At 66.5% G+C, this 13044-nt stretch carries 13 protein-coding genes; 10 read left to right on the forward strand and 3 right to left on the reverse strand.

From position 1 onward, the window contains the following. Positions 1-62: 62 nt before the first annotated feature. From trpC to lgt, 4 genes are read left to right on the forward strand one after another with little or no spacing between them, the layout of a single operon-like run. Complete coding sequence (gene trpC / locus AWB94_RS20195; RefSeq protein ID WP_062657189.1) at positions 63-881, forward strand: indole-3-glycerol phosphate synthase TrpC; 819 nt, start codon at positions 63-65, stop codon at positions 879-881. Continuing rightward, complete coding sequence (trpB, locus tag AWB94_RS20200; RefSeq protein ID WP_062657188.1) at positions 882-2141, forward strand: tryptophan synthase subunit beta; 1260 nt, start codon at positions 882-884, stop codon at positions 2139-2141. Then, complete coding sequence (gene trpA, locus AWB94_RS20205; protein ID WP_062657187.1) at positions 2138-2926, forward strand: tryptophan synthase subunit alpha; 789 nt, start codon at positions 2138-2140, stop codon at positions 2924-2926. Before trpB ends, trpA begins: the two co-directional genes overlap by 4 nt. Beyond that, positions 2923-4632 (forward strand): prolipoprotein diacylglyceryl transferase, encoded by a 1710-nt coding sequence (lgt, locus tag AWB94_RS20210; RefSeq protein WP_062657186.1) that lies wholly within the window; start codon positions 2923-2925, stop codon positions 4630-4632. The genes trpA and lgt overlap by 4 nt, the downstream gene beginning before the upstream one ends. Positions 4633-4795: 163 nt before the next feature. Here lgt and AWB94_RS20215 read toward each other — a convergent pair whose 3' ends face one another. Continuing rightward, positions 4796-5485 carry a GntR family transcriptional regulator gene (locus AWB94_RS20215; protein ID WP_062657185.1) on the reverse strand — a complete coding sequence of 230 codons (690 nt, stop codon included), beginning with the start codon at positions 5483-5485 and terminating at the stop codon, positions 4796-4798. A 269-nt stretch (positions 5486-5754) separates the two neighbouring features. On the opposite strand from AWB94_RS20215, the gene AWB94_RS20220 reads away from it, so the two are divergent. From AWB94_RS20220 to AWB94_RS20245, 6 genes are read left to right on the forward strand one after another with little or no spacing between them, the layout of a single operon-like run. Then, positions 5755-6486 carry a transporter substrate-binding domain-containing protein gene (locus tag AWB94_RS20220; protein WP_234811812.1) on the forward strand — a complete coding sequence of 244 codons (732 nt, stop codon included), beginning with the start codon at positions 5755-5757 and terminating at the stop codon, positions 6484-6486. An 11-nt stretch (positions 6487-6497) separates the two neighbouring features. Beyond that, positions 6498-7160, forward strand: a complete 663-nt coding sequence (locus tag AWB94_RS20225; RefSeq protein WP_062657183.1) for an amino acid ABC transporter permease — start codon at positions 6498-6500, stop codon at positions 7158-7160. Further along, positions 7160-7867, forward strand: a complete 708-nt coding sequence (locus tag AWB94_RS20230) for an amino acid ABC transporter permease (RefSeq protein WP_062657262.1) — start codon at positions 7160-7162, stop codon at positions 7865-7867. Before AWB94_RS20225 ends, AWB94_RS20230 begins: the two co-directional genes overlap by 1 nt. Beyond that, positions 7864-8592 carry an amino acid ABC transporter ATP-binding protein gene (locus AWB94_RS20235; RefSeq protein WP_062657182.1) on the forward strand — a complete coding sequence of 243 codons (729 nt, stop codon included), beginning with the start codon at positions 7864-7866 and terminating at the stop codon, positions 8590-8592. The genes AWB94_RS20230 and AWB94_RS20235 overlap by 4 nt, the downstream gene beginning before the upstream one ends. A 1-nt stretch (position 8593) precedes the next feature. Next, complete coding sequence (locus tag AWB94_RS20240) at positions 8594-10192, forward strand: N-acyl-D-amino-acid deacylase family protein (RefSeq protein WP_062657181.1); 1599 nt, start codon at positions 8594-8596, stop codon at positions 10190-10192. A 34-nt stretch (positions 10193-10226) separates the two neighbouring features. After that, entirely contained in the window at positions 10227-11363 is a 1137-nt protein-coding gene (locus AWB94_RS20245) for a mandelate racemase/muconate lactonizing enzyme family protein (RefSeq protein ID WP_062657180.1), read from the forward strand. A gap of 199 nt (positions 11364-11562) precedes the next feature. Here the strand turns inward: AWB94_RS20245 and AWB94_RS20250 are convergent, their stop codons facing one another. Together AWB94_RS20250 and AWB94_RS20255 are read right to left on the reverse strand one after the other, a co-directional pair. Next, positions 11563-12213: a DUF222 domain-containing protein gene (locus AWB94_RS20250; protein ID WP_165605336.1), complete on the reverse strand. Its 651-nt coding sequence runs from the start codon at positions 12211-12213 to the stop codon at positions 11563-11565. Next, positions 12111-12995, reverse strand: coding sequence for a DUF222 domain-containing protein (locus AWB94_RS20255; RefSeq protein ID WP_084395191.1), 885 nt, complete (start codon positions 12993-12995; stop codon positions 12111-12113). Before AWB94_RS20255 ends, AWB94_RS20250 begins: the two co-directional genes overlap by 103 nt. Positions 12996-13044: the final 49 nt, after the last annotated feature.

Below are 13044 nucleotides of genomic sequence, written 5' to 3' on the forward strand. Positions count from 1 at the left end.
CGACTAACCTCTAGGCAGATCAATCCGGGAGCGTCCCGGCCGACGGAGAAGGACGAGGGCTCATGAGTTCGGGGACCGTGCTCGACTCCATCATCGAAGGAGTTCGCGCCGACGTTGCCGCCCGTGAAGCCGCGGTTCCGTTCGCCGACATCAAACAGCTGGCCAAGGACGCGCCGCCGCCGCTGGACGTGATGGCGGCGTTGCGGCAGCCGGGCATCGGCGTCATCGCGGAGGTTAAGCGGGCCAGCCCGTCGCGGGGTGAGCTGGCGTCCATCGCCGACCCGGCGGAATTGGCCAGGGCCTACCAGGACGGCGGCGCGCGGGTGATCAGCGTGCTGACCGAGCAGCGCCGGTTCAACGGTTCGCTGGACGACCTGGATGCGGTCCGCGCCGCGGTGTCGATTCCGGTGCTGCGCAAGGATTTCATCGTCGGGCCGTACCAGATCCACGAGGCCCGCGCGCACGGCGCCGACATGCTGCTGCTCATCGTCGCGGCCCTGGAGCAGGACGCGTTGGTGTCCATGCTGGACCGCACCGAATCGCTGGGGATGACCGCGTTGGTCGAGGTGCACACCGAGGAAGAGGCCGACCGTGCCCTGCAGGCCGGCGCCACCCTGATCGGGGTCAACGCCCGCGACCTCAAGACGCTCGAGGTCGACCGCGACTGTTTCGCCCGGATCGCCCCCGGGCTGCCCAGCAGCGTCATCCGGGTCGCCGAGTCCGGCGTGCGTGGCACCGCGGACCTGCTGGCCTACGCCGGCGCCGGGGCCGACGCGGTGCTGGTCGGTGAGGGGCTGGTCACCAGCGGTGACCCGCGCAGCGCCGTCGCCGACCTGGTCACCGCCGGCACGCATCCGTCCTGCCCCAAGCCCGCCCGTTAGATGGCGGATATCTCCGGCCCGCAACTGCCCCGCATGAGCGCGGCGGTGGCCGAACCCACCAGCCATGACCCTGACGCGAAGGGCCATTTCGGCGCCTACGGCGGACGTCTGATCCCCGAAGCCCTGATGGCCGTCATCGAAGAGGTCACCGCCGCCTACGACAAGGTGCGGCGCGATCAGACCTTCCTCGACGAACTCGACCGGCTGCAGCGGCACTACACCGGCCGCCCGTCGCCGCTGTACGAGGCGGCCCGACTCGGTGAGCACGCCGGCGGTGCGCGCCTGTTCCTCAAGCGCGAGGACCTCAACCACACCGGGTCGCACAAGATCAACAACGTGCTCGGGCAGGCGTTGCTGGCCAAGCGGATGGGCAAGACCCGCGTCATCGCCGAGACCGGCGCCGGCCAGCACGGGGTGGCGACCGCCACCGCCTGCGCGCTGATGGGCCTGGACTGCGTCATCTACATGGGCGCGGTGGACACCGCGCGGCAGGCGCTCAACGTGGCTCGGATGCGGCTGCTCGGCGCGCAGGTGATCTCGGTGGAGTCCGGCTCGAAAACCCTCAAGGACGCGATCAACGAGGCGTTCCGGGATTGGGTGACCAACGCCGATGACACCTACTACTGCTTCGGCACCGCGGCGGGCCCGCACCCGTTCCCGCTCATGGTGCGCGATTTCCAGCGCATCATCGGGCTGGAGACCAGGGCGCAGATCCTGGAGCAGGCCGGCCGGCTGCCCGACGCGGTGACGGCGTGCGTGGGCGGTGGGTCCAACGCGATCGGGGTTTTCCACGCGTTCATCGACGATCCCGGCGTGCGGCTGATCGGTTTCGAGGCCGCCGGTGACGGGGTGGAGACCGGCAGGCACGCGGCGACCTTCACCGGTGGCTCACCGGGAGCCTTCCAGGGCTCGTTCTCCTACCTGTTGCAGGACGAGGATGGCCAGACCATCGAATCCCATTCCATCTCAGCGGGTTTGGACTATCCAGGGGTGGGTCCCGAACATGCCCTGCTCAAGGACATCGGGCGCGCGGAGTACCGGCCGATCACCGATACCGAGGCGATGGACGCGTTCTCACTGCTGTGTCGCACCGAGGGCATCATCCCGGCCATCGAGTCCGCCCATGCGGTGGCCGGTGCGCTCAAACTCGGCGTGGAACTCGGGCCGTCCTCGGTGATCGTGGTGAATCTGTCCGGTCGCGGTGACAAGGACGTCGAGACCGCGGGCAAATGGTTCGGGCTATTGGACGGTGATTCGTGAGCCGACTCGGCACCCTGTTCGACACGTGCCGCGCCGAGGGGCGTTCCGCACTGATCGGCTATCTCCCGACCGGCTATCCCGATGTGGACACGTCCATCGAGGCGATGGTGGCGCTGGTCGAATCCGGTTGCGACATCGTCGAAGTGGGTGTCGCTTACTCGGATCCGGGAATGGACGGGCCGACCATCGCCAGGGCGACCGAGGCCGCGTTGGCCGGTGGGGTGCGGGTGCGGGACGCGCTGCGGGCCGTCGAAGCGATCAGCAACGCCGGTGGGCGGGCCGTGGTGATGACGTATTGGAATCCGGTGTTGCGGTGGGGCGTGGATGCTTTCGCGCGCGATCTGGCGGCGGCCGGAGGAATGGGGTTGATCACCCCGGACCTGATTCCGGACGAGGCGGGGGACTGGGTGGCGGCCTCCGAGCGGCACGACCTGGACCGCATCTTCTTGGTGGCCCCGTCGTCCACCCCCGAGCGGCTGGCCGCGACGGTGCAGGCGTCGCGCGGGTTCGTCTACGCCGCCTCGACGATGGGTGTGACCGGCGCGCGTGACGCGGTGTCCAACGCTGCTCCGGAGTTGGTGCAGCGGATCAGGGAGATCTCCGACATCCCGGTGGGGGTCGGTCTCGGTGTGCGCTCACGCGAGCAGGCCGCCGAAATCGGTGCCTACGCCGACGGGGTGATCGTGGGGTCGGCGTTGGTGTCCGCGCTGGATGCCGGCATTCCGGCGCTGCGGGCACTGACCGCGGAGCTTTCCGAGGGCGTGCGGCAGGGGATTCCCGCATGACCGAGACGATCCTGGCTTATATCCCGAGCCCGGCGCAGGGCGTGTGGCATATCGGCCCGGTGCCGATTCGGGCGTATGCGCTGTGCATCATCGCCGGCATCGTGGCGGCGTTGGTCATCGGCGATCGCCGGTGGGCAGCGCGCGGTGGTGAGCCGGGCGTCATCTACGACATCGCCTTGCTGGCCGTGCCGTTCGGGCTGGTCGGTGGCCGGCTGTACCACGTGATGACCGACTGGAAGACGTACTTCGGCGATGGTGGCGCCGGGTTGGGTGCGGCGTTCCGGATCTGGGATGGCGGCCTGGGGATCTGGGGCGCGGTGGCGCTCGGGGCCGTCGGTGCGTGGATCGGCTGCCGGATGCGCGGTGTTCCCCTGCCCGCGTTCGGTGATGCGATTGCGCCGGGCATCATCCTGGCCCAGGCGATCGGGCGGTTGGGTAACTATTTCAACCAGGAGCTGTACGGCCGTGAGACCACGGTGCCGTGGGGCTTGGAGATCTACGAGCGGCGTGACGCCAGCGGCGCGCTGAACACCCTGAACGGTGTTTCCGACGGCCAACTCGTCGCGGTGGTGCACCCGACGTTCCTGTACGAGTTGTTGTGGAACCTGCTGATCTTCGCGCTGCTGCTGTGGATCGACAAGCGGTTCAACATAGGGCACGGACGGTTGTTCGCCCTGTACGTTGCCGGATATTGCGTGGGCCGGTTCTGGGTCGAGTTGATGCGCAGCGACCCGGCGTCCATGCCCGTCGACGGTATCCGGGTGAACACCTTCACCTCGACGTTCGTCTTCATCGCGGCGGTGGTGTACGTCATGGTCGCACCGAAGGGCAGGGAAGCCCCGGAGACGTTGCGCGGCAAGCAGGATGCCGATGCGGAGTCCCCGGTCGACGACATTCTGGCCAAGGAGCTCGCGACCGTGGGCGCGACCACCGGCGTGGTGGCGGCCGCGACCGTCGCCGGTGATGCCGAGGACGAAGATGCCGCCGCGGTGGGTGACACCGAGGCTGAGGATGCCGCCGCCGAGGATGTGGCGGCGGAAGCCGAGGCCGCGGACGAGGCCGAGGAGCCCGTCGATGCCGGCACCCTCGAGGTGGCCGGGGAGCCGGTCGAAGAGTCGATCGAAGATTCGAGCGAAGGGGAGTCCGACCCGTTCGACATCGGGCACGAGTTGGAGGTTGCGGCGGAGTCGTTGGCGGCCGAGCGCGAGGCGGAGTCTCACGAGGCTGACGCTGCTGACGAAGGTGAGCCGGCCGCCGAAGACAGCGTCGAAGAGCCCGGCGAAGAGCCGGCGGAAGACGCCGTCGAGGAAGCGGAAGCCATAGACGCGGCCGAGGGTGAGGCCGAAGAGCCGGTCGAAGAAGAGTCCGAGCCGTTCGACATCGGGCACGAGTTGGAGGCTGCGGCGGAGTCGTTGGCGGCCGACCATGACGGCGGCGAGGACGAAGAGGGCGAAGCCCAGCCCGCCGCTGACGAAGGCGCTGATGAGGCGGACACTCCTGCAGAAGCTGAGGTTGCGGTCGAGGACGAGTCCGCCGACACTCCTGCTGATCCTGCAGCCGAAGTCGAAGCCGAAGCCGAAGCCGCAGAAGATGATTCGCCGGAGGAAGAACCCGCCGACGCGAAGTCTGAGCCGGCCGTCGAAACCCCAGCGGCGGTCGAACCGCCACGGCGCACCCCGCGCTGGTGGCGCCGAAATAACGACTGACACACACACCGGCGGCACCTCGGGTCGGGTGCACCCACAGCTTGTCCCGCGACCATTCGGTCAGGCGGAACGCACCGTCCCGAATGACCGCAATGGCAACGTCATCGGCCACGTAGCAGTCGCAAGGCAACGGAATCTGTGAACGGCCGCACTAAGACCAGGGCTAGGTAGGGGCGGAGCCCATCTGCTCGAGTGCGAGGAGTTGCCGAGCGCTGGCCATGATGTGGTCGTCTAGCGCCCGTCGACGACGCTCGGGCTCGTCGTGACGTATCGAGTCAAGGAGCACTCGGTGTTCCTCGGGGATGGCGAAGGGGGTGTTGTGGCGCTTGGCCAAGCGGTGGATCTGCATCCTGATCCGCGGCTGGACGCTTGCCCACAACTGCATTGCGTGCTCGGAATGAGCACTGCGCACGATCATTTCGTGGAAGGACACGTCGAGTTCGTTCAGTAGATCAAGGTCTTTACGCTCGGCGGCGGCATCCATGAGGTCGACCAATTCCTGCAAGTGGTCGATAGTGGCGGAGTCAGCGCTGGCCTTCTCGATGGCGAAGGATTCGATGGCCAAGCGCACGGGCAGTAGGACACCGAGAAGTTCTTCTGCACTCACCGCAGTGACGAACGCACCGCGGTTGGGGATGTGGTGGACCAAGCCCTCGCTTTCCATCTGACGCAAGGCTTCCCGAACGGGGCCCGGGCTGGTGCTGAGATGCGCGGCGAGAACGTCCTGCTTGAGCTGCGCTCCCGGTGCTAGCTGACCCTTGACGATCTGCTCTCGCAGCCAGTCGGCGATCTGGTGTCGGCGCGAGGGCGCCGCGAGGCCAGGCGCGACTGCCAACCCGTCAGCTTGGGTCATGCGCTCTTCTCTCTTTCCGTGTCAGTCGGATCGATCCTATGCATGCAGCGGTGTCTGCACTCGGCCTCTTGCGCACAGCTATAGATTATAGATAATCTTCAATTACGGCGATCGCGTCACATCTCAAGCGGTATCGCCCGTGTCATGGCCATAGCGGCCGCAGTCCCTACCGAAGGTTGAGGATGCGTAAAGGGGTACTCGCAGTGTTCGCTGCGTGGATGGTGGTGCTGCTTCTGTCGAGCTGTAGCTCGTCGGGGCAAGGGGGCGGTATGGCCGGCGGCGGCGCCGGCGTTCTGAACAAAGTGCTCCAGTCCAAGAAGATCTCGATCGGCGTCTTCGCCGACGCGCCGCCATACGGTGTCATGAACAGCTCGGGCCAGTACGAAGGCTTCGACATCGACAAGGCGCGCGCGTTGGCCGACTCCTTGGGCGCCGAGGTCGAATTCGTCAGTACTACCAACGCCAGTCGGATCCCCATGCTGGAGACCGGCAAGGTCGATGTTGTCATCGCGGCACTGACGAATCTCGACGAGCGCGCCCAGGTCGTCGCCATGACGCGGCCCTACGCCTCTGAGGGGCAACTCGTCGTCGTACCGGCCGACAGCGACATTCGGGTCTACGACGATCTCGCAGGCAGAAACGTCGCAGCGACCAGAGGCAGCGTACCGGCCACGATCCTGCAGACCCAGTTCCCCGCTGCGAAAGCCAGTCTCTTTGACGCCGTGGCGGATTCGATTCAGGCGCTGCGCAGCGGCAAAGTCGACGCATTGATGGAGAGCACCGCGGTCGTCGCCGACATCCGCAAGAGCGAGGGCAGCGCGGTGCGTGTTCTGGAAGCCCCCGCACTGGCCCCATCTCTCGTGTCCTTCGGCGTCAAGATGGGCGACCAGATCTGGCTGAACTACCTGAACAACTTCATCATGAACTACAACATCAGCAAGGCGGGGAACGACTCGTACAACCGGTGGCTCGGCATGGACGTGCCCGAACTGATCAAGTAGCGCAGGCCACCGTGCAGCTCTATTACGGAGATATCCTGCCGCACCTTCCTGCGCTCCTCACCGGTCTGGCGATCAGCATCGCGGTGAGCACCGCCGCCGCATTCGCAGGGGCCGCATTCGGCATCGTCCTCTACCTCGGCCGTGCATCACACGCCCGCGCGCTTCAGGCGTTGGCAGGAACCTACATCGAGGTCGTCCGGAACACGCCGCTGCTGCTCCAGTTGTATCTGGTCTTCTTTGCGCTTCCTCAGGTCGGCGTCAACTTGGACCCGGTCGCGGCGGGCATCATGGCCCTGACGATCAACAACGCCGCCTACATGGCCGAGATCTACCGTGCCGGCTTCGAATCGGTACCGAACGGCCTACGCGAGGCAGGGGGCGCGTTGGGTCTCAGTGGGCGCGACACCTTCCTGCGGGTGCTGTTGCCGCCGGCGGTGCGCAACGTCCTGCCGGCCATCACCAACCAGACGATCCTGCTGTTTCTCGCCTCCTCAGTCACCTCGGTGATCGCGTTGCCGGACCTCATGCACGTGATGCTGGGAATCACGTCGACCACGTTTCGGACCATCGAGACGTTGACCGTCGGCGGGGTGTTGTATTTCGGCGTCGCATTCCTCATCGCGAGCATCTCGCGGCTGGTGGAAACCAGAGTCATCAAATGGAAGGTGGCGTGATGTTCCAGGCGATCGGCTGGCAGCACCTGTCGTTGATCCTGCGCGGAGCCGTTGTCACAGTCCAGATCTGTGTGCTCTCGGTGCTTTTCGGCGGTCTCCTGGGGCTGTTCATCGGGTTGATGGCAGCGGGAACCGTGCGCACGTTGCGCTGGATCAGCGCCGTCTATGTCGCGGTCATACGTGGCGTGCCAGTGCTCCTGATCATCTTCTTCGTCTACTTCGGCATCCCACTGCTCGTCCCCGGCAGCAGCCTTGCCGAGTATTGGGCTGCGGTGATCGCGCTGTCCATTTTCGCATCCGCGTATGTCGCCGAACTGGTCCGCGGCAGCATTCAGGCGTTGCCACGCGGGCAGATCGAGGCGGCGGAGGCGCTCGGGCTGTCCTATGTGGATCGGATGCGGTGGGTCATCCTGCCGCAGGCGGCCCGAGTGATCGTGCCACCGGGCGTCGGGTTCCTCGTGGTGCTCATCAAGGACAGCTCACTGGTCGCAGTCATCGGCTTGATCGAGCTCACCAGGGCGGCCAACATCGTGAGCTCCCAGACCGCGGACCCGATCCTCGCGTACACCCTCGTCGGCGCGTTCTACTTCGCCATCTGCTATGTCCTGTCGGCTCTGTCCCGGCGCTATGAACGCCGCCTCGGCCGAAAAATGCCAGCGCCGACAGTCGGCGACGCGCTCACTACGTCGATAGGAGCAAAGAAGTGATCCAGATCAACGAGCTTCGGCTGAGCTTCGGTGACGTGGAAGTCCTCCGCGGTATCACGTGCACCGTGGCCGAGCGTGAGGTTGTCTGCATCATCGGCGCCTCCGGGTCGGGCAAGAGCACCTTGCTCAGGTGTATGAACGGGTTGGAGCGTCCATCCCACGGGAGCATCGTCGTCAACGGGCATCGTCTCGGGCCGGACGAGAAGCGTGCCGACCTGGCGGTGGTGCGACGCGACGTCGGGATGGTGTTCCAACACTTCAATCTCTTCCCCCACATGACGGTCATCGAGAACATCGCGCTGGCACCCCGGCGCGTACTCGGACGCACCAAAGCCCAGGCACACGAACGCGGACGCGCCCTCCTGGGCCGCGTCGGCCTGATCGAGAAGGCCGATGCGTACCCCGACGCCCTGTCCGGTGGGCAGAAGCAGCGTGTGGCAATCGCCCGTGCGCTCGCTATGGATCCGACCATCATGCTGTTCGATGAGCCGACCTCCGCCTTGGACCCGGAGATCGTCGGCGAAGTGCTTGCCGTGATGAAGGACCTCGCCGCCGAGGGCATGACGATGGTCGTCGTCACGCACGAAATGGGCTTCGCCAAAGAGGTCGCCGACCGGGTGATCTACATGGACAAAGGAAACATCGTCGAGACCGCCGACCCGAAGCAGATTTTCGGATCTCCCCGCGAGCCGCGGACTCGAGAATTCCTCAGCAAGGTGTTGTGAGATGCCAGATTTCGACACGCTGATCGTCGGAGCCGACGTCGTCGATGGCTCCGGGGCCGCGCCGAGCCGCTGTGACATCGGGATCGTCGGCGACCGGATCGCCTATCTCGGCTGCTCGGTCGAGGCGCGTGCTGCGCGCACCGTGCAGGCCGCCGGCATGCTGGCTACTCCGGGGTTGATCGACCCGCACAGTCACAGCGACTGGTCAGTGTTGGGTAACCGGTACGCGTTCAGCACCATTCATCAGGGCGTCACGACGGAAGTGGTGGGCAACTGCGGTGTGACATATGCGCCGTTGGGCGCCGCGGACGTCGAGTCGGCATGTAGTGCCCTGCGAGCGCTGGGTTACGACGGGCCCGTCGACTGGCGCAGTTTCGGCGAGCTGGTGGACACCGTCCATTCCGGTGGAACCGCACAGAACCTCGTGTGGTTCGTCGGACACACCGCGATTCGGTCGGCTGCCCGCAGCAACGCCGAAACCGGCAGGTGCGATGAAGCCCGCGAGCGGATTCGGCTCCTGGAGGAGGCTTTGGAGGCCGGTGCGATCGGTTTGTCGAGCGGTCTGGAATACGGGGCGGGCCGATTCGCCGACGCGGAGGAGCTCGCGGCTCTGACCGGTGTCGTCGGGCGGCGGGGCGGCCTCTACGCCAGCCACATTCGCAACCGCGACACCGCCCTCGGGGCGGCCGTGGACGAGTTCTTCCACGTCGTGCACCGGGGCGGCGGGGTACGCGCGCAGCTGTCACACCTCAATGTCCGATACGACACCGGAGCCGGCCGCGGTGCGTGGGAACAGGCGGCGCAGCGGGTGATCAACGAGCGGCAGCGGGGCACCGATGTCCTGGCTGACATGACCCCCTATCCACACGGAATCGGTATGGCGGTCGGTCTGCTGCCCGGATGGCTGGCCGTGCGACCGCCCGCGGAGGCCGCCGGCCTCCTCGCCGACACCGATGTCCGCGCCCGGGTGCGGCAGGACTGTGACCGCTACTGGCGGTTCGTGCACCGTGGCCAGTGGGACCGGGTACGGCTCGGGGTGTCGCCCACCCACCCACAGTGGGAGGGACTCACCTTCCCCGAGATCGCCGAGCGCCACGGCCGCGATGAATGGGACTGCCTTTTCGACATCCTCGCCGCTGCCGGCGCCGACCTCGGTGCAGTGCAACTACTCGGTCGGCTGTTTACCGACGACCACCTGGCCGACGCGATCAGCCACGATCACTTCCTCTTGGGTGTCGACGCCTTCAGCACCCGCCGGGAGGGCCCACTGCACGCGCGCACCCGCGATCCGCTGTTTTACTACGGGCACACGCACTACCTCAGCCACCATGTCCGGACCGGCACGCTGTCGCTCGAACTGGCCGTCCACAAGATGACCGGTATGGTCGCCGATCATTTCGGCATCCGCGACCGCGGATATCTCAGGGTCGGCCACCATGCGGATGTCGTGCTGTTCGACCCAGAGATGCTGCGCCAAGCCGATACCTGGTCGATGCCCGACGAGTACTCGCGGGCCGCGCGCCATGTCTGGGTCAACGGGGTCCCGGTGGTGAGCGATGGCCAACACACCCGCCGGCTCCCCGGCCACATGCTGCGCTGACCAACAACCGATTTCACAAAGGAGTACGAACAACATGCACATCACCCGCATCGAAACCTGCGGCCTGAGGGGCGCCACGCCGGAGGGCGGATGGTCGAACGAACTGCGTCCCGACGACGTCGTGCACACCCTTGTCGCTGTCCACACCGATACCGGTCACGTCGGTATCGGCAGCGCGTTCACCGCAGAGGGCTTGGTGCGCGCCGCGCTGGAGCTGCTGCGGCCGCTGATCATCGGCGGGAATGCGCTCGAGGTCGAGCGCCTCACGGAAACCCTGCACCAGAGCGCATTCTGGATGGGCAGGGGCGGCACGCTGACCCATGCCACCAGTGCCGTCGACATCGCCTTATGGGATCTGGCCGGGCAAGCACTCGGACAACCGGTCGGCCGGCTACTCGGGGGACGCTACCGCGATCGCGTCCGGCCGTACGCCTCTGTGCTCATGGACGAGGCGGCCGCCATGACCGACAACCTCCGCGCACTCGTCGACGAAGGCTTCACTGCGTTCAAGATCGGATGGTGGAAATTCGGGCGTGTCGATCAGGCAACCGACGAACGCACGGTCGCCGCGGCGCGAGCGGCGGTGGGGGATCGGCTGCTCGCCGTCGACGCCGGCGGATCCGAAGCGTTCTTCCCTGGAAATCTGTCCTGGGCCAAACGCACGGCCGACATGCTCGCCGGCTACGACGTCGCCTGGTTCGAAGAGGCGTTGGCGCCCGATGACGTCGATGGTTTCGTCGCGCTGCGCGCGCACTCGAAAGTCCCGATCAGCGGCGGCGAGGTCCTCACCCGGCGGCAAGCGTTCGCGCCGTACATCGAGGCGGGCGCCTTCGACATCGTGCAACCCGACACCACCAAAGGTGGTGGTCTGAGTGAGTCCCGTCGAATCGGTTGGGCTGCTCAGGATCGTGGCATTCGCCTGGTGCCGCACGGGTGGAACACCGGCATCGGTCTGGCGGCCGATCTGCAGTTGGCGTCGGCCCTCGCGGCGACCGACCTGGTCGAGTACAAGACAGGATCTGCCTACATCGACGAGCTCATTGCCGGTTCATGGAGCCTTGACGGCGACGGCCTGCTCACCGTGCCCGACGCACCGGGGCTCGGCGTCGTACTCGATTCGACTGCGCTGCAACGCTATGGCACCAACCCGTCGTTCGCGGAAGCCGCATGAAAGTTCCTCCCGGCCGGCTCGGCTGAGCAGTGTCCACAAGTACCCGCCAAGCGAAGCATCCACTGCCCAGCTCTCAACACCAGCGCACACGCTCCGCGCCCGATTTTCCAATCCCATGTAATTGGAGCCGGCCAGTGACGTCACCTGATCGAAGGTGATCGGCCGCGGCGTCGTGTGCTTGGCCAAGGCCAACAAGCGATTACGGGTCCTCCCCGCCCGGTGGGCGCAGGAGCTCTTCGGGGTGGAAGTGGTGGTTGGTGCGGTCTTGGCCGGTGTCGAGCAGTGGTGGTGGGTGCCATTGGGCACGGCCGGTGGTGGGGTCGATGGTGGTGGTCCAGCCGGTTCGGTAGGCCAGTCGATTGTCGGGGCCACAGCCCAGCACGATGGTGTCGGCGTTGGTTTTACCGCCGGCGGTCCAGTCGAGGTCGGCGTGGTTCGCCTGGCAGCGGTCGGCGGGGGCGAAGCAGCCGGGGCGCGTGCAGCCGCGGTCCCGGGCGATCGCGACCAGGCGTTGGGCTTTGGAGGCCAGGCGTTTGGTTCGGCCGAGGTAGAGCGGCTCGGCGGTGTGGTGCTTGAACACCAGCAGGTAGTGGTGGGCGTGGGCGGCCAGCCGGATGAGGTCGGGGATGGGGATCTTGACTCCGCTGCTGCTGCGCGCGACCCCGGCGCCCTCCTCCAGTTCGGCCAGCGTCGTCGAGACGACCACGGTGACCGGCAGCCCGTTGTGTTGGCCGAGTTTCCTGGACATCAGGATTTCCCGGCACAGGGTCTTGAAGGCGTCGTGGCTGCGGCGGGCCGGGGTTCGGGTGTCACGTTCGGCGGCTTCGGCCTGGCGTTGTTCGGCGTCCACCTCCGGCGGCGCATCGGGATCAGGCGGGTTGGGGGTGGGATTGGGGATGGGTTCGGCATCGGCGGGGTTGTTGATACCGGTGCGGCCCAGACGGATTCGATGGTCTTGATGTAGGCGGCGGCCTCAGCGTCGACATATCCCGACACGCGATGCAGCCCGTCGGCGTCCTGGGGTCCCAGGCGCAGGCCGGGCTGATGGGTGGCGAGGTCGGGACCGGACCCGTCCTGGTTGAGCAGGTACAGCATCTGGGCGCCGACGTCCTTGACCGTCTCGGGCGGGTTCGAGGCCGCGATGCGTACCAGGGTGCGTTCCCATTCGGCCCGGTCGGTGGCGGTGGTGTGACGCTCGGACTTGCGCAGCACGTCGCGAATGTGGCCGGCGTGTTCGAGATTGATCGCCCCGGATGCCAGCGCTTCGGCACACGCCGGCAGGACCGGCTCCAAGACGTCGCCGCCGATGACACATCGCGGTCCGAGGTGCTCGGCATCTTTCACCCTGGCCCTGGCCTCGACCTGACTGATACCCAGGCGTATGGCCAGGATATCCGGCCAGGATTTCCCGCCCATCTCACGCGCGGTGGCCTGGTTCTGCAGTGCGGCCAGGATCCGGTGGTCGGCACATGCGGCGATGCGGGCCTGGCGTTCCCGGCGTGATTGCAGCTCCAGCAGCTCGGCAACCGAGAAGGCAGTGAAGTCCGTGCGTGCGAGCTGCCCGGCTGCAGCGTCGAGGACATCGAAAGCTGCCAGCACAGCCTCTCGATTGCCCATCGTATTCGCAAGCATGTTCGAATACTATCGAGCGGCGGCGACAACGTCGGACGTTATCCACAGG

The organism is Mycolicibacterium canariasense, assembly GCF_002101555.1.
Classification (GTDB): Bacteria; Actinomycetota; Actinomycetes; order Mycobacteriales; family Mycobacteriaceae; genus Mycobacterium; species Mycobacterium canariasense.

Excerpts from the sequence above, each read along its gene's own strand:
- trpC (WP_062657189.1), top strand. The coding sequence starts at position 63 with ATGAGTTCGGGGACCGTGCTCGACTCCATCATCGAAGGAGTTCGCGCC.
- AWB94_RS20220 (WP_234811812.1), top strand. The coding sequence starts at position 5,755 with ATGGCCGGCGGCGGCGCCGGCGTTCTGAACAAAGTGCTCCAGTCCAAG.
- trpB (WP_062657188.1), top strand. The coding sequence starts at position 882 with ATGGCGGATATCTCCGGCCCGCAACTGCCCCGCATGAGCGCGGCGGTG.
- AWB94_RS20230 (WP_062657262.1), top strand. The coding sequence starts at position 7,160 with ATGTTCCAGGCGATCGGCTGGCAGCACCTGTCGTTGATCCTGCGCGGA.
- AWB94_RS20255 (WP_084395191.1), bottom strand. The coding sequence starts at position 12,995 with ATGCTTGCGAATACGATGGGCAATCGAGAGGCTGTGCTGGCAGCTTTC.
- AWB94_RS20215 (WP_062657185.1), bottom strand. The coding sequence starts at position 5,485 with ATGACCCAAGCTGACGGGTTGGCAGTCGCGCCTGGCCTCGCGGCGCCC.
- lgt (WP_062657186.1), top strand. The coding sequence starts at position 2,923 with ATGACCGAGACGATCCTGGCTTATATCCCGAGCCCGGCGCAGGGCGTG.
- AWB94_RS20245 (WP_062657180.1), top strand. The coding sequence starts at position 10,227 with ATGCACATCACCCGCATCGAAACCTGCGGCCTGAGGGGCGCCACGCCG.
- AWB94_RS20240 (WP_062657181.1), top strand. The coding sequence starts at position 8,594 with ATGCCAGATTTCGACACGCTGATCGTCGGAGCCGACGTCGTCGATGGC.